Here is a 19,006-nt window from a genome sequence, read left to right as displayed (position 1 = left end):
AACCAATGAAATTGAACTTCTCTTTGTATCGTTACAATCCAGATGTAGACAACAAGCCGTATATGAAAGACTATGTGCTTGAAGTCGAAGATGGCTCGGATATGATGGTTCTCGATGCACTTATTTTGCTGAAAGAACAAGATCCTACAATCGCTTTCCGCCGCTCATGTCGTGAAGGTGTTTGTGGTTCCGATGGTTTAAACATGAATGGTAAAAATGGTCTGGCTTGTATCACTCCATTGTCTGCTCTTAAAGGCAGCAAAATTGTGATTCGTCCACTGCCTGGTTTGCCAGTTGTTCGTGACTTGATCGTTGATATGACCCAGTTCTACGACAACTACGCAAAAGTAAAACCGTTCCTGATCTCTGAAGGTGAATTGCCACCTTCACGTGAAAACTTACAGTCTCCTGAAGAGCGTGCTCATTTAGATGGTCTGTACGAATGTATCATGTGTGCATGTTGTACAACCTCATGTCCTTCGTTCTGGTGGAACCCTGATAAGTTTATTGGTCCTGCAGGTCTTTTAGCCGCTTACCGCTGGTTAATTGATAGCCGTGATACAGCTACAGATGAACGCTTATCTAATCTTGATGATGCATTTAGCGTTTTTCGTTGCCATGGCATCATGAACTGTGTAAGTGTTTGTCCTAAAGGGTTAAATCCGACGAAAGCAATCGGCCATATTAAATCTATGCTGATTAATCGTTCTGTTTAAAATAGTCACAAGATTGCAGGCCTTAGGGCCTGCCTTTGTAGCTCGGCGTAGACCGCAGCAAACGTGAAACTACTGGTTAAGGGAATATAATGCACAACGGCGTGATGAAGGCATGGCTCGAGTCTTCACACTTGGCTGGCGCCAATGCAACTTACGTAGAAGATATCTACGAACTGTATCTAAGTGATCCCGATCTGGTAAGTGAGGAGTGGAAACGTGTTTTTGATGGGTTGCCTGCTCAACCTGAAAATGTGGTTGAACAGCCGCATTCACGTGTCCGTGATTACTTCCGACGACTCGCTCAAGAGACAAAGCATTACAATGTCCAAGTTAGTGACCCCGAAGTCGATGCAAAACAAGTAAAAGTATTACAGCTTATCAATGCTTACCGTTTCCGCGGACATGAAGCTGCAAAACTAGACCCTCTAAATTTGTGGAAACGCCCACCAGTGGCGGAATTGGAACCTGCATTCCACAATCTTACTGAAGACGATATGGAAGAAACCTTTAACGTTGGTTCTTTTGCCGTAGGCGCAGAAACAATGAAGTTAAAGGATATCTACAAATCTCTAGAACAGACTTATTGTGGTTCTATCGGTGCAGAATACATGCACATGACAGACACAGAGCAAAAGCGTTGGATCCAACAACGTCTAGAGTCTGTTGTCGGTCAGCCATCTTTTACTCTTGAAGAGAAGAGTACTTTCCTTGATGAATTAACCGCAGCGGAAGGCCTTGAGCGCTATTTAGGCGCAAAATTCCCAGGCGCGAAACGATTCTCACTGGAAGGTGGTGACGCATTAATCCCAATGACAAAAGAACTGATCCGTCATGCTGGTAAAAACGGTATGCGTGAAGTGGTTATTGGAATGGCGCACCGTGGTCGTTTGAACATGCTTGTCAACGTGTTGGGTAAAAAGCCTCAAGACTTGTTTGATGAGTTTGCGGGCAAACACGATGAAACATGGGGTACGGGTGACGTTAAATATCACCAAGGTTTCTCAGCGGACTTTGCAACTCCAGGTGGCGATGTTCACTTAGCACTAGCATTTAACCCTTCTCACCTCGAGATCGTAAACCCAGTAGTTATGGGTTCAGTGCGTGCTCGTCAAGATCGCCTAGGCGATGAAGATGGTAGCAAAGTACTTCCTATCACTATTCACGGTGACTCAGCGGTTGCTGGTCAAGGTGTTGTTGCTGAAACATTCAACATGTCTCAGGCTCGTGGTTACTGTGTAGGTGGTACGGTTCGTATTGTAGTGAACAACCAAGTTGGTTTCACTACTTCAAACCCACGCGATACACGTTCTACCATGTACTGTACTGACATCGCTAAGATGGTTCAGGCACCAATCTTCCACGTAAACTCTGACGATCCAGAGGCTGTTGCATTCGTGACACGTATTGCTTTGGATTACCGTAACGAGTTCAAACGTGACGTCGTGATTGACCTAGTGTGTTACCGTCGCCATGGTCACAACGAGGCAGATGAGCCAAATGCAACTCAGCCTTTGATGTACCAAAAAATCAAAAAACACCCAACGCCTCGTAAGCTTTACGCAGACGTTCTGATCGATCGTAAAGAGAGCGATATTGAAACAGCCACTCAGTTGGTAAATGAATATCGTGATGCTCTAGATCGTGGTGAAGTGGTTGTTAAAGAGTGGCGCCCTATGGCAATGCACTCTGTTGACTGGTCGCCTTACCTAGGTCACGACTGGAACATAGATTGGGACAGCCAAATTGACCTTGACCGCCTAAAAGAGCTTGCAAACCGTACGTGCGCACACCCAGAAAGTCATAAACTTCAAAGCCGTGTAGAGAAAATCTACAACGACCGTAAGTCTATGATCACTGGCGAGAAGATGCTTGACTGGGGTATGGCAGAAACGTTGGCTTACGCAACATTGGTTGATAACGGTAAGCGTATTCGTATCTCTGGTCAGGACTCAGGCCGTGGTACTTTCTTCCACCGTCATTCGGTTCTACACAACCAAACAGATGCAAGCACTTATATTCCGCTAGCGAACATTCATGATAACCAAGGTCCTTTTGAAGTTCTGGACTCAGTGCTGTCTGAAGAAGCGGTACTGGCGTTTGAATACGGTTACGCAACGGCCGAACCAGGTGGTTTAACCATTTGGGAAGCTCAGTTTGGTGACTTCGCAAACGGTGCACAGGTTGTAATTGACCAGTTCATCTCTTCTGGTGAACAGAAATGGGCTCGTTTATGTGGTTTGACTATGCTGTTACCTCACGGTTATGAAGGTCAAGGCCCAGAGCACTCCTCTGCACGTCTAGAGCGTTACTTGCAGCTATGTGCAGAACAAAACATGCAAGTTATCGTACCGTCTACACCAGCACAGGTTTACCACATGCTGCGTCGTCAGGTCGTACGTAAGATGCGTCGTCCTCTTGTTGTTATGTCACCTAAATCATTGCTTCGTCACCCACTGTGTGTTTCAAGCATGGAAGAGCTTGCGCAAGGTACATTCTTGCCAGCTATCGGTGAAATTGACGACTTGAATCCAGCGAATGTTAAACGCGTTGTGTTCTGTTCAGGTAAGGTTTACTACGACTTGCTAGAGCAACGTCGTAGTAACGAACAAGATGATGTTGCTATCGTTCGTATTGAACAGTTGTACCCATTCCCTATCGATGAAGTACAAGCAGCTATCGAACAGTACACAAATGCAGTTGATTACGTTTGGTGTCAAGAAGAGCCACAAAACCAAGGTGCTTGGTACTGTAGTCAACACAATTTCCGTGCGGCAATCCCAGCGGGTGCCGATTTGAAATATGCGGGCCGTCCTGCTTCTGCATCTCCTGCAGTAGGCTACATGTCGGTACACTTGAAGCAACAGAAAGCGTTGGTCGATGACGCTCTGAACATAGCTTAAGAACTAGAAGTAAAAGGAAGACACAGATATGACAATTGAAATTCTGGTTCCAGACTTACCTGAATCAGTAGCAGACGCAACTGTTGCGACTTGGCACAAAAAACCGGGTGACATGGTTGCTCGTGATGAAGTGATTGTTGAAATTGAAACGGATAAAGTTGTTTTGGAAGTACCAGCACCAGAAGAAGGTGTTCTAGAAGCGATTCTAGAAGAAGAAGGTGCGACCGTTCTATCTAAGCAATTACTTGCGCGCCTAACTCCTGGGGTTGTAGCTGGTGAGCCAACGAAAGATACTGCCGATTCAAGTGAAGCGTCTCCAGATAAACGCCACAAAGCGACGTTGACTGAAGAAACTAACGATGCACTTAGCCCAGCTGTTCGTCGTCTACTTGCAGAGCACAACCTAGAAGCTAGCGATGTGAAAGGTTCTGGTGTAGGTGGCCGTATTACTCGTGAAGATATCGATGCGCATCTAGCTAAGAACAAGGCTAAACCAGCAGCACCTGCTGAAGCAGCAGCACCTGCTCCGGTTGCAGCACGTAGCGAAAAACGTGTACCAATGACTCGCCTTCGTAAGCGTATCGCAGAGCGTCTGTTGGAAGCAAAGAACAGCACAGCTATGTTGACAACGTTCAACGAAGTGAACATGAAGCCAATTATGGATCTTCGTGCACAGTATCAAGACCAGTTCGAGAAGCGTCACGGTATTCGTCTAGGCTTTATGTCTTTCTACGTTAAAGCAGTGACAGAAGCTCTAAAACGTTATCCAGAAGTGAATGCTTCTCTTGACGGCGACGACATTGTTTACCACAACTTCTTTGATATCAGCATCGCTGTATCAACGCCACGTGGTTTAGTGACTCCAGTTCTTAAAGATGCTGATACGCTTGGCTTTGCTCAAGTAGAAAAAGGTATCAAGGAACTTGCACTTAAAGGTCGTGACGGTAAGTTGACAGTAGACGAATTAGTGGGTGGCAACTTCACTATCACTAACGGTGGTGTATTTGGTTCTCTGATGTCTACGCCAATCATTAACCCACCACAAGCAGCAATTTTGGGTATGCACAAAATTCAAGATCGCGCGATGGTAGTGGACGGTAAGATTGAAATTCTGCCAATGATGTACCTAGCTCTATCTTACGATCACCGTTTAATCGATGGTCGTGAGTCAGTAGGTTTCCTAGTAACCGTTAAGGAACTACTAGAAGATCCAGCACGTCTACTGCTAGACGTGTAATGTGTAAAAGGCTTAGTTTTCTAAGCCTTTTCGCAACAGGGCTAGATACGCTCAACATCTAGCCTGGCTTTTTGGCCAATTGGCCGCTCGCTCAAGAGTGACCCTACGTACGTAAAGCTCAGCCTCAAGACGCTACAAAGAGCTCTATAGGATAAAAATAAACAAACGGAATAACACAATGAATTTGCATGAATACCAAGCCAAACAGCTGTTTGCAGAATTCGGTTTGCCTGTACCAGAAGGTTATGCATGTGATACGCCACAAGAAGCTTTCGAAGCTGCTGGCCGTATTAGCACAGCGAAAAAAGTAGTTAAATGTCAGGTTCACGCTGGTGGTCGCGGTAAAGCGGGCGGTGTAGAACTTCATGATACTAAAGAAGGTGTAAAAGAGTTCGCTCAAAAATGGCTAGGTAAAAACCTAGTTACATACCAAACAGACGCAAATGGTCAGCCAGTTGCTAAGATTCTGGTTGAAGAAGCATCAAACATCGCAAATGAACTGTACTTAGGTGCAGTTGTTGACCGTGCTACACGTAAAGTTGTTTTCATGGCTTCAACAGAAGGCGGTGTAGAGATTGAAAAAGTTGCTGAAGAAACTCCAGAGTTAATTCACAAAGCTGCGATTGATCCGCTAGTCGGTCCACAAGCTTACCAAGGTCGTGAACTTGCGTTCAAACTTGGTCTTGAAGGTGACCAAATCAAACAATTCGTTAAGATCTTCATGGGTCTTGGCCAAATGTTCGCACAGTACGACTTAGCTCTACTTGAGATCAACCCGCTTGTTATTACCGGCGAAGGCAACCTACTGTGCCTAGACGGTAAAATTAACATCGATTCAAACGCTATGTACCGTCAACCAAAACTGCGTGAAATGCACGATCCGTCTCAAGAAGACGAGCGTGAAGCACATGCAGCACAATGGGAACTAAACTACGTAGCTCTAGATGGCAACGTTGGCTGTATGGTTAACGGTGCGGGTCTAGCAATGGGTACAATGGATATTGTTAACCTACACGGTGGCAAGCCTGCTAACTTCCTAGATGTAGGTGGCGGCGCTACGAAAGAACGTGTTGCTGAAGCATTTAAGATCATCCTATCTGATGACAATGTGAAAGCCGTTCTAGTAAACATCTTTGGTGGTATCGTACGCTGCGACATGATCGCAGAAGGTATTATCGGAGCAGTGAAAGAAGTTGGCGTAAATGTTCCAGTTGTTGTTCGTCTAGAAGGTACGAACGCGGAGCTAGGTCGTGAAGTTCTTGCAAGTTCTGGTCTTGATATTATTGCAGCTGAGTCGCTAACTGACGCTGCTCAAAAAGTTGTTGCTGCTGCGGAGGGCAAATAATGTCTGTACTTATTAACAAAGATACTAAAGTGATCTGCCAAGGTTTTACTGGCGGTCAAGGTACTTTCCACTCTGAGCAAGCGATCGCTTACGGCACGCAAATGGTAGGTGGTGTTTCTCCAGGTAAAGGTGGTCAAACTCACCTAGGTCTGCCTGTATTCAACACTGTTCGTGAAGCAGTAGAAGCAACTGGCGCTACAGCAACAGTTATCTACGTTCCAGCACCTTTCTGTAAAGATGCAATTCTAGAAGCTATCGACGCAGGCATTCAGCTAATCGTAACAATTACTGAAGGCATTCCAACCATCGATATGATCGATGTGAAAGTGAAGCTAGAAGAAACTGGCGTACGTATGATTGGTCCGAACTGTCCGGGTGTTATTACTCCAGATGAATGTAAAATCGGTATCATGCCAGGACACATTCATAAGAAAGGTAAAGTAGGTATCGTATCTCGCTCTGGTACTCTAACTTATGAAGCAGTTAAACAAACTACAGACGAAGGCTTTGGTCAGTCTACGTGTGTTGGTATCGGTGGTGACCCAATCCCTGGTTCAAACTTCATCGATATTCTTAAACTGTTCCAAGAAGACCCAGCGACTGAAGCAATCGTAATGATTGGTGAAATCGGTGGTACAGCTGAAGAAGAAGCTGCAGCATTCATCAAAGCAAACGTAACTAAACCGGTTGTTTCTTACATTGCTGGTGTTACAGCTCCTCCAGGTAAACGTATGGGCCACGCTGGCGCAATCATTTCTGGTGGTAAAGGTACAGCCGAAGAGAAGTTCGCTGCTTTAGAATCAGCAGGCGTGAAAACCGTGAAGAGCCTAGCTGACATCGGTAAAGCTCTACGTGAAGTAACAGGTTGGTAATATCATTACCTGTGGTTAAAGAAAACCCAAGCTTAGGCTTGGGTTTTTTATTTTTTAGATAAAGATGGTATCAGCTTCTTTTAGCAATATGGCTGAGCATAAACATACTGCTTGCACTAATTACAACAGATGGGCCAGCTGGCGTATCAAAATGCCATGATAAGGTTAAACCACACAGTACACTGATAATGCCAATAAGCGATGCAAACAGCGCCATTTGTTCTGGTGTTTTAGAAAGTCGACGAGCAGTCGCTGCAGGAATGATCAACAGTGAAGTCATGATTAATGCACCCACAAATTTCATACCGACGGCAATTACTAAGCCCACTAGCAACATCAAAACCAAACGCATTAAATCGATATTGATACCTTCTACAGACGCAAGCTCTTCGTTGACGCTACTTGAAAGTAATGGTCGCCAAAATAGGTAAAGAATTGCACCTACAACTACAACACCACTCCATATAAAGACTAAATCTGCAGGGTTCACAGCAAGTAAATCACCGAATAGGTAGCTCATTAAGTCAATTCGCACGTTGTCTAGAAAGCTAACTGCAATTAAGCCTAGAGACAAAGAGCTGTGGGCCAAAATACCTAATAGAGTGTCTGTAGCTACGAGTTGTTGCTTTTGTAGGGTAACCAAAACAAATGCCAATCCAAGACAACAGATAAGAAGAGCAAAATACAAATTGATATCAAGTAAGAAACCTAGCGTTAGCCCCATTAGTGAAGCATGGGCCAAAGTGTCGCCAAAATAGGCCATTTTACGCCAAACGACAAAAGAGCCTAATGGTCCTGCAATAATGGCGATACCAATACCAGCAAGAATCGATGGAAGTAGAAATTCAATCATGTTGATGATGACCATGGGAATGATGTGAACATGTACCAGCATCGCCTTTAACTGGCTGACCAGAAAGATCATGATGATGGTGTTCATGGTTATGGTGATAAAACGCCAATGTTTCGCGGCTACGGTCACCAAATAATGCAATATAACTTGGATGTTTAGTAATGTGCTCTGGTGTACCAGAACAACATACATGGTGATGCAAACAGATCACTTCATCGGTTTTTGCCATCACCAGATGAAGGTCATGGGAAACCATAAACACAGCACAACCAAAACGCTGACGAATGGTATTGATAAGGTCATAAAGGTCAATTTGGCCTTGGACATCAACGCCTTGAGCTGGTTCGTCTAATACAAGGATGTCAGGTCTTTGTAGCAGTGCCCGTGCAAGTAACACACGCTGGTTTTCACCACCCGAGAGTTTGTGCATATCATTTTTTGCCAAATGTTCTGCACCAACCAATCTCAACGCTTCAGCCAGTTCTTGGCGGCTATATTTGCCTGCAAGTTTAAGAAAACGTTCAACAGTCAGCGGTAATGTATCATTTAGTTTGAGTTTCTGTGGGACGTAGCCAATCTTAATATTTTTGGATTTCAGGACCTTGCCTGAATTTGGAGCATGAAGGCCTAATAACACCTTTACTAAAGTGGATTTCCCAGCTCCGTTTGGACCTATAAGGGTCGTAATCTTTCCTTTAGAGAGAACAAGATTGACGCGATCTAATACTCGGAGTTGGTTGAAATCTACACAGATATCTTGCAACTCAATAAGCGCTGACATTAATGGAACTCATTTGCAATTGATAGGTGTTATAATGTAACATTTATCCAAATTTAACGCTACAGGATATACCACATCCCATGTTTTCTAGAATCTTTCTATTACTGAGTCTTGCTGCCTTACCTATTTCTGGTTGGGCAAATACCATTCTGACCAGTATTAAACCTATCCAGATGATTACACATGAACTGACACTGGGAGTCACTGAGCCACAGGTATTGCTGTCAGAAAATGCTTCACCCCACGATTATGCTCTTCGACCTTCAGATGTGAAGACAATTCGAAGCAGCAATTTGGTTATTTGGTTCGGTAAAGATCTTGAACCATTCCTAGATAAAGTACTAAGCCAGCAAGATCATGTTTTGACCTTGAGCCAGATACCTAATTTAAAACTACGCGCCTATGGTGAAGAGGATCATCACCATGATGATGGTCACGACCATGGAACGCATGATCCCCACTTTTGGTTAGGTGTCGAGCAAGTTGAGCAAGTAGCAAACGCGATTGTACAAAAACTGATTGATATGGATTCAGAGCATAAAGACATTTATGCCAAGAATTTGAATGAATTCGTTGCTTCATTGCATATGACAGATGAAAAAATCGCAGCGAAATTAGAAAGTGTAAAACAACAGCCATACTACGTTTTCCATGACGCGTATGATTACTTTGAGCACCATTATGGGCTAAATAATATCGGTCACTTTACAGTTAGCCCAGATAGAAAACCAGGTGCGAAAACCCTTATTGGCATACGTAAAGCTTTAGCTGCCAATGAAGCAAAATGCGTTTTCTCTGAACCACAATTTCAGCCAGCGGTGATTGAAAGTGTAGTTAGAGGCAGTGATGCTAAAACGGGAGTGTTAGATCCTCTAGGGATGGATATTCCTGTTAAGCAAGGCAGTTACTTTGCGTTTCTAAATTCCATGAGCGACAGCTTTTACAATTGTTTATCGAAGTAGTGTTATAAAGCCTGACTGCTAGGAATGGCGTTTAAAGAGCGTTACACCATGAAAGGCGTAGATATGCAGCCTTTCATGTGTGATACAGACTGCGAAAGCAAATTTAATTTCAATTCCTTCTACAACTATTGTCTTTTTTCTATACAATACCCGTTCTTTTACATCGCGAATTAACTTGCGAAAACCTCTTCGGTCGTAGAAAGGGCTTATTTTGTATCGCTTACTGTCTATTATCTTCGCTGTTGTTTATTTTGGCTCTTTTTCAGCAAATGCCATTGAAAAATCCCCCTCTGTCTTTTATCCGCTCCCAACACAAACTCAAGGTAAGGTGTATGCAGCGAAAAGTCTGTTTGTTGGAGATGCAGGTGGAATATGGCTGCATGATGTGCATGGAAAAGTACGTTTCTTCGACGGAAAAGCGGTACTGCCAAGGCAGGGTTCACTCTTATCAAATGATTACCAACAACTGGTCTATTTAAATAACGCTTTCTGGACGGTTATTGACGGCAGCCTTACTAAGATATCAACGAACGATGAGAAAAATGCTGTCATTTCTCTAGCTGCAGGGACTGTGGTAGACAAAATTGGTATTTCGGGGAATTCAGTTTGGCTAGTCAGCCAAGATTACTTTTATACCTATAATACGCAAACACAGTTGCTTGAATCTTACTCCCTCAAAATGCTCACTCACTTTGATAAATCAAAGAGGGTAGTTGTTAACGATGCAACTTTCGGTATTTCAAAATGGGTATTGGCAACCAATTCTGGTGTTTTCTTATCTGAAAATCATAGCTTCAACCATGTTCCTCGCTCGGGGGATGACTACGTTGAAACTTTGTTTTTTTCTGAAAAACGCAGGGAGATGCTTGTAGGGAAGTTAGATGGCGTCTTACTTATTGACCTGAATAACAAGACGAAAGATCCACAAAAAATAGCTAAGTCTCACGTATTGTCTATTGCTGAAACAGAAAATGAATACTGGATAGGCACTGAAAACGGGTTGTTCGTGCATTCACTGTTGAATCAAAGTACGACCAAGTTAAAAAGCAACGTTCATAGTAATTACTCGCTAAAAGGTCATAAGATTTTCTCTCTTGTGAACGACTCGCAAGGTGGAATATGGATTGCTTCAGAGAAAGGCGTTTTTTACTACTCAATGTTTGGTCAAAAGTTTAGCCGCGTGTTGACTAAACAACTCAACAAGGATGCTTTGAGTTCAGATATTCAAAATCTAGCCTATCTCTCTGACAGTGATGAGTTTTTGCTGACAACTGATACCGGTGTGGCGAAGTTTAATAATAGTTATCAGAAACTGCAGACACTCATTTTTGAAGGTCAGGTTAATGATTCCATCTTACAAGGTCATCATTTATGGCTTGCTACTGATGAAGGTTTAGTGAGTTTTGACGTCGCTAAGCGAAAAATATTAAATGTCTCTCTGCCACTTTTATTAAGTCACGCCAAAGTAGATAGAATAGACATTGATAGTAATGGCGAACTTTGGGGCGTTTCTGGTAATAAGTTGTGGTCTTATAATCCCAATAGTCATGCATTTGTTGAATATGGTGATGACTGGATTGTTGATGCTTACTTGCCTGCTAACGTGACACTTTTAAAGGCGACAAGGTATAACGGCATTATTATCGGTACAGAACATGGTACGTATTCAATCAAAGATCAGAGGATTACCTTTAATATTTCCAGTAATGAGTATGGGCAAACCCATTCGGTTATAGAAGACAGTGATGGTAATGTTTGGTTCGCTAGTGATTATGGTGTCTACAAGCAGTCAGTTGGAAGAAATGAACTTCAACCAATAGCGTTGGCTGAAGACAGTATCAGCCCTAAATGTTTGATGGAAACATCGGAAGGAATATGGTTATCCTCTTCAAGAGGATTAACACTTTACAGCCTCATTGGGGATGTAAAGAAGCATTTTGGTGAACCTTACGGATTGATCAATAACGAATTTCTACCCGGTATTTGTTCGTCTAGCCGAAGCTCTCCGTATCCGCAGCTAGCCATTGGTTCGTCCCTTGGTTTGGTTAAGGTATCATCCGAAGAGCTATCAGTATCTAATTTGCCTCACTCTCCGGTCATTATCAGCCAAGTGAAAGTTGATGATAAATTACTGTCCGTGGGTAGTCCTTCAATGTTTAGTATTGAATATGGGCGATCACTTAGCTTAACGTTTGGCGCTTTACCTCAAACGGTAAATTTGAACTTAGAGTATAAGCTGTCTGAAAGTAGTCCTTGGCTGCCGATAGATGGTTCTCAACTTACACTTGAAGGGTTACGTCCTGGTAACTATTTACTACATTTACGGAGTTCGACAGCAGAGCAGCGTAATAAACTGGAAAGTCATTTAGTATTTCACATTATAGAGCCTTGGTATTTAACGATCGCAGCCTTTGTTGCCTACGTATGCAGTTTGATATCTCTACTGATATTGATTGTCTGGTGGCGTTCTAGAATGATGACGAAAGCTAACCGTCTACTTAAAGAGCAAGTTGACTTAAAAACCAGCCAACTTAGACACCAGAGTAAGATTGTGCTTAGCAACAACCTGCAATTGAGAAAGCAGATTCAAGTTCGCCATGCTCTGTTGGAGAACATACTGTCAACTATTGAACCTAGATTAGAAAAGCTAAAGCTTGGTGCTCGCCAAGCTGAACAGTCCGAGTTGGAAATATTGGCTGAAGAAGCACGAATCGAACTCGAACAAGTTAAAAACGTACGCTCAGATAGCGACTCGACTTTACTCATTCATAATCTATCTTTGGTTCTGGAATCTGTCGTCACCAGCTGGCAAGACGAGTTTTCAATTGCGGGAATGAATCTGGATTCGCAGATTGAAAGCAGAAGATACTATGTAAAGCTGCAGCAGTTTAACCTCGATGTCATTTTCAATGCTCTGTTGGCCGAAGCCATTAAGCGACTTTATAAAAACCAGACATTTTTTGTGCGCTGCTATGAAGCTAATGACCGTGTTTTGGTTACCATGACTGATCAAGGTGTCAGTGCGAAGAATATAATGCAGACGATGACGACAACATCGGGATTTGCATTAAACCAGCTTAGCGATCTTGTAGAACAGGCTGGTGGAGAAATACATGTTTATGTATCTAAAGAGCAAAACGTAGTACAGATGTCTTGGCCAAAGGCAGAAATAGAATCTTTAGATAGTGATATAAGCACTTTTACTAAAGAGTTTAACGGAAATGTTCTGGATGATTCTGAGGTTATTTGGCTTAACAAAGTCGAACAACTTGTTACGGATAATTTCTCTGACGCTGAGTTTAGTACCGCGAATGTTATTAAAGTGCTGTACATGTCTGAACGAAGTTTCCAGAGACGATTTAAAACCGCGACAGGCAAAACTTTTAAAGAGTATCTAAACGAAGTTCGATTGGAGAAAGCCTGCCAACGCTTGCTAAGTGGTGAAAAAGTATCCCAAGTTGCCTTCGAATGTGGTTTCAATGACCCTTCATACTTCAGTCAACGTTTTAAACATCATTTTGGCTTATCACCTACACAGTTCATTGATGAACACCAAGATTAGTTGATGGTGATTGTCATCTAAAGAATTCGCACTTTCTAAGCCATTCTGAATGATATTTCGGAGTGGCTTTTTTGCTGCACGCCATTTCATACTCATTCTTCTCAATAGGTTTATAGAAAGCGAGAACTGAGCGTAACGTTTACTTTATTTAACTGATGCGTAGTTAAGGGAAAAGATTCTAGATGTGGGGTGGTTTTTTAGTCGAAAATCTAGCAGATAAAAAAAACCGTGGTATAGCCGGGGGACTATACCACGGGTGCCAAAGACACCTTCGCTTGCTGCCGGAGTGACATAGCATCACTTCTGGAATAAATGTCTTCGAGAATGTGTGAAGACGGGCTGACTATAATCAAACCGTACTTATACCCTTATAAAATTAACGACAATTTTGCATAAGAAAACCGACAAACAAAAAATACTTAATTAAACTTATGATTTTTAAAAAATTAAATGAAATTTTGTTTGTTTTAAATAAAGCTGTTAAGACATGTAAATCAAAGTGTTATTTCTGAAATTGACGTTTTTAACGAGAAAGGGGAACCATTGGACGGAGTTATCATTTTAGCAATGTTTGATTTCACGCAATATTTGTTGGGTTATTGGGGCGTATTATTCAATACATCAAATAAAAATGTTTCTCATTAACACTACGATTGGCGAAATTAATCATGAAACTATCTGACTTAAATGATGGCGACCGAGGCACTGTTCTGACTATGAACGGTTTGTCTAATGAGGTTAGGAAGAAGCTTATGGTGATGGGGTTATTGCCAAATACAGAAGTGAAGCTAATTCGTAGAGCACCTATGGGTGATCCGCTTCAGGTTGAAGTGAGAGGGATATCTTTGGCAGTGCGCGAGAGCATTGCTTCGGCCATAGAAGTGGAGAGAGCATAATGCAATATCAAGTGCTTACAGTTGGTAACCCAAACAGCGGTAAAACAACCCTGTTTAATGGTCTTACAGGTGCAAAACAACAAGTCGGTAACTGGGCTGGCGTTACTGTCGAAAAGAAGACCGGACGTTATTCGCATTCAGGTGATGATTTTAGACTGACGGATTTACCTGGGATTTACGCTTTAGATAGCGGCAATGACAGTAACAGTATTGATGAATCGATTGCATCTAGAGCGGTGTTAACACATCCGGCAGATCTGATTATTAACGTTGTTGATGTCACCAGTCTCGAACGCAGCTTATATATGACATTACAACTGCGTGAGTTAGGCCGTCCGATGGTGGTTGTGCTGAATAAAATGGATGCTTTGAAACGCGAGCGCCAACGTATCGATACAAAACTGTTAGCGCAAATGTTGGGGTGCCCTGTATTTACGCTTTCCGCCAATAACCGAGATCAAGTTCGCCGCTTCAAAGAAAAACTGCATAAGCAGCTTATTCAGGGCATTGCTCTGAAAGAGATTGAATTGAATTACGGAGAAAGCTTTGAAGCTTGCATTCAAAACTTAATGCCTTTGTTTAAAGAACAAGATGTTTCGGCTCGCGCATTAGCGATTCGTTCGCTTGAAAACGATTTGATGGTGATTAATGGGTTGTCAGAAGCTGATCGTGCTGAGGTTCATAAGCAGCAACATGAGTGTGGTCTGGATATTGACCTGCATGTCGCTGATATCAAATACACATTCTTGCATGAGCAATGTAAACAAATTCGTTGTAGCGAAGGCAAGCTAAGCCATAGTTTTACGGAGAAAGCGGATCAAATCATCTTAAATAAATGGGTTGGTGTGCCCTTCTTCTTTGTGGTCATGTATTTGATGTTCATGTTCTCCATCAACATTGGTAGCGCATTTATCGATTTCTTTGATATCGGGGTTGGAGCTCTTCTGGTTGATGGTGGACACTATTTGCTGGATGATCATCTACCAGTTTGGCTTGTGACAGTGCTGGTGGATGGTATTGGCGGCGGTATCCAAACCGTAGCGACCTTTATTCCTGTTATTGCTTGTTTGTACTTGTTCTTAGCTGTCTTGGAAAGCTCTGGTTACATGTCCCGTGCCGCATTTGTGCTTGATAAAGTGATGCAAAAAATCGGTCTTCCGGGTAAAGCATTTGTGCCTTTGGTGCTTGGTTTTGGCTGTAACGTACCTTCTATCATGGCAACTCGTACCTTAGACCAAGAGCGCGAACGTAAGCTTGCTGCGTCTATGGCTCCGTTCATGTCTTGCGGTGCACGTTTACCTGTTTATGCATTGTTTGCGGCGGCCTTCTTCCCGCAAAGTGGTCAAAACATCGTGTTTGCTCTTTATATTCTAGGTATCGTTGCTGCCGTATTCACTGGTTGGGTTTTGAAGAAGACACTGTATCCAGGTTCAAGCGACAGTTTAGTGATGGAAATGCCAGACTACGAGCTACCAACGTTGCAAAACGTATTGATCAAAACTTGGCAAAAGCTAAACCGTTTCGTTCTTGGTGCAGGCAAAACCATTGTTTTGGTGGTTGCTATTCTGAGCTTCTTGAACTCTGTGGGTACAGACGGTTCATTTGGTAATGAAGATAGTGAAGCATCGGTGTTATCGAAAGCAGCGCAAGTTGTGACACCAATATTCGCACCTATTGGTGTAAATCAAGATAACTGGCCTGCGACGGTGGGTATCATCACTGGTATCTTCGCCAAAGAGGCTGTTGTAGGCACGTTGAACAACCTTTACACCTCTGTAGGTGATGAGGAAGAAGCTGAATTTGATTTGATGGCAAGTTTGGAAGAAGCGGTGATGTCAATTCCTGAAAACTTGATGGGATTAAGCTTCTCTGACCCATTAGGCATTGAAATTGGTGACCTGTCTGATAACGAAGCTGTAGCGGAAGAACAAGAAGTAGATTCTTCAATCTTTGGTAACTTAAACTCACACTTTGAAAGTGGCAGTGCAGCGTTTGCTTACCTGATTATGATCCTTCTGTACACTCCGTGTGTGGCAGCGATGGGTGCATATGTTCGCGAATTTGGTAAAAAGTATTCGTACTTTATTGCTGCTTGGACAATGGGATTAGCTTACGGATGTTCGGCAATTTTCTATCAAGCTGCGAACTTTACAAGTCACCCTGTATCAAGTATCAGTTGGATTGTCGTTATCATTGCTGTCTACTACGCTGTATTCCAAATGCTTAAGAAAGCAGGGCGTAAACAACAGATTCTAGAGGTTCAAGTGGCATGATTTTAACGGAACTGAAACAGGCTATTGAAGAGCAAGGTAGCATCACTCGAAAGGATCTCGCGAAACGTTTTTCGATGAGTGAAGATGGGGTTGATGCGATGCTTGGAATATGGATTAAGAAGGGAGTTATTTCTCGTCTAATCGATACCAATGTCGCTCAATACGTAACAAGAGTACGTTATGTAATGAACCGAGCCGATAGCCTTTCAGTTACCGTGACCATGTAATCTTCGAAATAAGAATAAAGCCGCGTAATTACGCGGCTTTATTTTGAGTATTAACGGATTCTAAACGTAGAGCTAGACAGTATTAAGCGGTGACAAAAATTTTGCTCATCGACAGTAAGCTACGTAGTTTCACTAACATCTCTTCTTGCAGTTCTTCATCTCGAAAAATGCCTTTGGTATTTCCCCAGATTGGCCCTGGCCAAGCTACGTCATCTTCAAAGCGAGCAATATGATGGATATGCAGTTGGGGAACCATATTACCTAATGCGCCGAGATTCAATTTTGTTGGTTGAAACAGTGCTTCTAACGCTTGGTTTACTGCTTGAGATTCAACAAGAAACTGTTGCTGCTCTTTCATTGGTAAGTGGTGCAGTTCTTTTAAATTGGCTTTCTTCGGAACTAAGATAACCCATGGGACAGCATTGTCTTTATGGAGTAGAGCAACACAAAGTGGGAAATGGCCAATCACATCGGTATCTTTGGCAAGTTGTGGGTGAAGGTGAAAACTCATATAGAACATCCATGATAGAAACTGAAAATGATTATACGGTAAGCAAAACAAAAAAGGTTGGCATCTCGCCAACCTTTTTTCAATTTGCTTGTATTAACTTGCTGTATTACATGCGCTCTAGAGTATTGATACCTAGCAGTGACAAACCTTGTTTGATGGTTTTCGCTGTAAGTGCAGCCAGTTTCAAACGGCTTTGTTTCACTTGCTCATCTTCAGCCACTAGGATTGGGCATGCTTCATAGAAACTAGAGAACTGACCTGCAAGCTCGAATAGGTAGCTACACATGATGTGTGGTTGACCTTCACGAGCTACCGCTTGTACTGCTTCTTCGAATTGAAGTAGTTTAGCGATCAGTGCTTTTTCTTTTTCGTCAGTAACTTTGATATCGCCACTCAGTTCATCCATCGACAAGCCTGCTTTGGCGAAGATAGAAGCAACACGAGTGTAAGCATATTGCATGTATGGTGCAGTGTTGCCTTCGAAAGCTAGCATGTTGTCCCAGTCAAACACGTAGTCAGTAGTACGGTGTTTAGATAGGTCTGCGTATTTAACCGCTGCCATTGCAACTGTAGTCGCGATCTCTGCTTTCTCTTCGCTTGATAGCTCAGGGTTCTTAGAATCAATCAACGTTGCTGCACGTTCTTCAGCTTCATCAAGCAGATCAGCAAGACGCACTGTACCACCAGCACGAGTTTTAAACGGACGACCATCTTTACCTAACATCATACCGAATGCGTGGTGCTCTAAAGAAACTTCTTCAGGGATGTAACCGGCTTTGCGAACAATCGTCCAAGCTTGCATCAAGTGTTGATGTTGACGTGAATCGATGAAGTACAGCACACGGTCAGCACCTAGAGTTTCGTAACGGTATTTAGCACATGCGATATCTGTTGTGGTGTAAAGGAAACCGCCGTCACGCTTTTGGATGATAACGCCCATTGGCTCACCATCTTTGTTTTTGTATTCGTCTAGGAACACAACTTGAGCGCCGTCGTCTTCTTGTGCCAAACCTTTTTCTTTCAGGTCAGCAACGATAGTTGGCAGCATGTCGTTGTACATGCTTTCGCCCATTACATCGTTACGAGTAAGAGAGACGTTTAGACGATCGTAGTTACGCTGGTTTTGAACCATAGTTACGTCAACCAGTTTCTTCCACATATCTAGACAGAACTGGTCGCCACCTTGAAGTTTCACCACGTAGCCACGAGCTTTTACAGCGAACTCTTCGTCTTCGTCGTAAAGCTTTTTCGATTCACGGTAGAAACCTTCTAGGTCAGAAAGCTCCATTGATACTTCACCCGATTCCTGTTGGATACGCTCAAGGTTTGCGATAAGCATACCGAACTGAGTACCCCAGTCACCGATGTGGTTAGCACGGATAACTTTATGGCCTAAGAATTCAAGAGTACGAACGACAGCATCACCAATGATGGTTGAACGTAGGTGACCTACGTGCATTTCTTTTGCAACGTTTGGCGCTGAGTAGTCTGCAACGATAGTTTGTTGTGCTTCAACAGCCACACCTAGACGCTCATCAGCGAGTGCCGCTTCAGCTTGTGCTGCTAGGAACTCTTCGCTTAGGAAAATGTTGATGAAACCAGGGCCAGCAATTTCGGTTTTGCTTGCGATACCGTCGAGATCGAGAACATCCAAGACTTTTTGTGCGAATTCTCGCGGATTTGTACCTAACTGTTTAGCAACGCCCATTACTCCGTTGGCTTGGTAATCGCCAAACTGTGCCTTTGCAGATTGGCGAACGGCAGCAGGGCTTCCTGCTGGTGCGCCAGCGGCTTCAAGAGCCTGAGATACTTTGTCATTAATCAGTGCTTGAATATTCACTCGGGTGTCCTTCAATTCTGGGAATTGGTTG

General features: G+C 43.1%; 14 protein-coding genes. 10 read left to right on the top strand and 4 right to left on the bottom strand.

Annotated features, from left to right (window positions below):
- Positions 1-5 precede the first annotated feature (5 nt).
- The 5 genes from ACOSVQ_RS04395 (at position 6) to sucD (ending at position 7,070) form a co-directional block, all read left to right on the top strand.
- Entirely contained in the window at positions 6-716 is a 711-nt protein-coding gene (locus ACOSVQ_RS04395; RefSeq protein ID WP_491981357.1) for a succinate dehydrogenase iron-sulfur subunit, read from the top strand.
- Positions 717-805: 89 nt separating this feature from the next.
- Positions 806-3,616 carry a 2-oxoglutarate dehydrogenase E1 component gene (gene sucA, locus ACOSVQ_RS04390; RefSeq protein WP_491981356.1) on the top strand — a complete coding sequence of 937 codons (2,811 nt, stop codon included), beginning with the start codon at positions 806-808 and terminating at the stop codon, positions 3,614-3,616.
- 28 nt (positions 3,617-3,644) lie between these two features.
- Positions 3,645-4,853 carry a 2-oxoglutarate dehydrogenase complex dihydrolipoyllysine-residue succinyltransferase gene (odhB, locus tag ACOSVQ_RS04385; RefSeq protein ID WP_491981355.1) on the top strand — a complete coding sequence of 403 codons (1,209 nt, stop codon included), beginning with the start codon at positions 3,645-3,647 and terminating at the stop codon, positions 4,851-4,853.
- 178 nt (positions 4,854-5,031) lie between these two features.
- Positions 5,032-6,198 carry an ADP-forming succinate--CoA ligase subunit beta gene (sucC, locus tag ACOSVQ_RS04380; protein ID WP_491981354.1) on the top strand — a complete coding sequence of 389 codons (1,167 nt, stop codon included), beginning with the start codon at positions 5,032-5,034 and terminating at the stop codon, positions 6,196-6,198.
- Entirely contained in the window at positions 6,198-7,070 is an 873-nt protein-coding gene (gene sucD, locus ACOSVQ_RS04375; RefSeq protein WP_491981353.1) for a succinate--CoA ligase subunit alpha, read from the top strand. Before sucC ends, sucD begins: the two co-directional genes overlap by 1 nt.
- A 70-nt stretch (positions 7,071-7,140) precedes the next feature.
- Here sucD and znuB read toward each other — a convergent pair whose 3' ends face one another.
- Both znuB and znuC read right to left on the bottom strand, forming a co-directional pair.
- The gene (znuB, locus tag ACOSVQ_RS04370) at positions 7,141-7,923 is read right to left on the bottom strand and encodes a zinc ABC transporter permease subunit ZnuB (protein WP_491981352.1); all 783 of its coding nucleotides are present in this window, start codon (positions 7,921-7,923) and stop codon (positions 7,141-7,143) included.
- Positions 7,916-8,704 carry a zinc ABC transporter ATP-binding protein ZnuC gene (gene znuC / locus ACOSVQ_RS04365; RefSeq protein WP_491981351.1) on the bottom strand — a complete coding sequence of 263 codons (789 nt, stop codon included), beginning with the start codon at positions 8,702-8,704 and terminating at the stop codon, positions 7,916-7,918. The genes znuB and znuC overlap by 8 nt, the downstream gene beginning before the upstream one ends.
- A gap of 80 nt (positions 8,705-8,784) precedes the next feature.
- Between znuC and znuA the strand changes: the two genes are divergently transcribed.
- From znuA to ACOSVQ_RS04340, 5 genes are all read left to right on the top strand, one after another.
- A complete protein-coding gene (znuA, locus tag ACOSVQ_RS04360; RefSeq protein ID WP_491981350.1) occupies positions 8,785-9,666 on the top strand; it encodes a zinc ABC transporter substrate-binding protein ZnuA in 882 nt (293 codons plus the stop codon).
- A gap of 211 nt (positions 9,667-9,877) precedes the next feature.
- Positions 9,878-13,228, top strand: coding sequence for a helix-turn-helix domain-containing protein (locus tag ACOSVQ_RS04355; RefSeq protein WP_491981349.1), 3,351 nt, complete (start codon positions 9,878-9,880; stop codon positions 13,226-13,228).
- A gap of 668 nt (positions 13,229-13,896) precedes the next feature.
- A complete protein-coding gene (locus ACOSVQ_RS04350; protein ID WP_491981348.1) occupies positions 13,897-14,124 on the top strand; it encodes a FeoA family protein in 228 nt (75 codons plus the stop codon).
- Complete coding sequence (gene feoB / locus ACOSVQ_RS04345; RefSeq protein ID WP_491981347.1) at positions 14,124-16,397, top strand: Fe(2+) transporter permease subunit FeoB; 2,274 nt, start codon at positions 14,124-14,126, stop codon at positions 16,395-16,397. The genes ACOSVQ_RS04350 and feoB overlap by 1 nt, the downstream gene beginning before the upstream one ends.
- A complete protein-coding gene (locus tag ACOSVQ_RS04340; RefSeq protein ID WP_491981346.1) occupies positions 16,394-16,624 on the top strand; it encodes a FeoC-like transcriptional regulator in 231 nt (76 codons plus the stop codon). The genes feoB and ACOSVQ_RS04340 overlap by 4 nt, the downstream gene beginning before the upstream one ends.
- A gap of 82 nt (positions 16,625-16,706) precedes the next feature.
- Here the strand turns inward: ACOSVQ_RS04340 and ACOSVQ_RS04335 are convergent, their stop codons facing one another.
- Together ACOSVQ_RS04335 and argS are read right to left on the bottom strand one after the other, a co-directional pair.
- Entirely contained in the window at positions 16,707-17,135 is a 429-nt protein-coding gene (locus ACOSVQ_RS04335) for an HIT domain-containing protein (protein ID WP_491981345.1), read from the bottom strand.
- A gap of 106 nt (positions 17,136-17,241) precedes the next feature.
- Complete coding sequence (gene argS / locus ACOSVQ_RS04330; protein WP_491981344.1) at positions 17,242-18,975, bottom strand: arginine--tRNA ligase; 1,734 nt, start codon at positions 18,973-18,975, stop codon at positions 17,242-17,244.
- Positions 18,976-19,006 lie beyond the last annotated feature (31 nt).

It is taken from the genome of Vibrio sp. HM8-C, assembly GCF_058630515.1.
This window is presented reverse-complemented; position numbering and strand designations above follow the sequence as displayed.

Bases quoted from the DNA above. Each gene is read 5' to 3' on its own strand.
- ACOSVQ_RS04335 (WP_491981345.1), bottom strand. From the start codon at position 17,135: ATGAGTTTTCACCTTCACCCACAACTTGCCAAAGATACCGATGTGATT.
- ACOSVQ_RS04350 (WP_491981348.1), top strand. From the start codon at position 13,897: ATGAAACTATCTGACTTAAATGATGGCGACCGAGGCACTGTTCTGACT.
- znuA (WP_491981350.1), top strand. From the start codon at position 8,785: ATGTTTTCTAGAATCTTTCTATTACTGAGTCTTGCTGCCTTACCTATT.
- sucA (WP_491981356.1), top strand. From the start codon at position 806: ATGCACAACGGCGTGATGAAGGCATGGCTCGAGTCTTCACACTTGGCT.
- sucD (WP_491981353.1), top strand. From the start codon at position 6,198: ATGTCTGTACTTATTAACAAAGATACTAAAGTGATCTGCCAAGGTTTT.
- ACOSVQ_RS04340 (WP_491981346.1), top strand. From the start codon at position 16,394: ATGATTTTAACGGAACTGAAACAGGCTATTGAAGAGCAAGGTAGCATC.
- ACOSVQ_RS04395 (WP_491981357.1), top strand. From the start codon at position 6: ATGAAATTGAACTTCTCTTTGTATCGTTACAATCCAGATGTAGACAAC.
- odhB (WP_491981355.1), top strand. From the start codon at position 3,645: ATGACAATTGAAATTCTGGTTCCAGACTTACCTGAATCAGTAGCAGAC.
- znuB (WP_491981352.1), bottom strand. From the start codon at position 7,923: ATGATTGAATTTCTACTTCCATCGATTCTTGCTGGTATTGGTATCGCC.
- znuC (WP_491981351.1), bottom strand. From the start codon at position 8,704: ATGTCAGCGCTTATTGAGTTGCAAGATATCTGTGTAGATTTCAACCAA.
- feoB (WP_491981347.1), top strand. From the start codon at position 14,124: ATGCAATATCAAGTGCTTACAGTTGGTAACCCAAACAGCGGTAAAACA.
- sucC (WP_491981354.1), top strand. From the start codon at position 5,032: ATGAATTTGCATGAATACCAAGCCAAACAGCTGTTTGCAGAATTCGGT.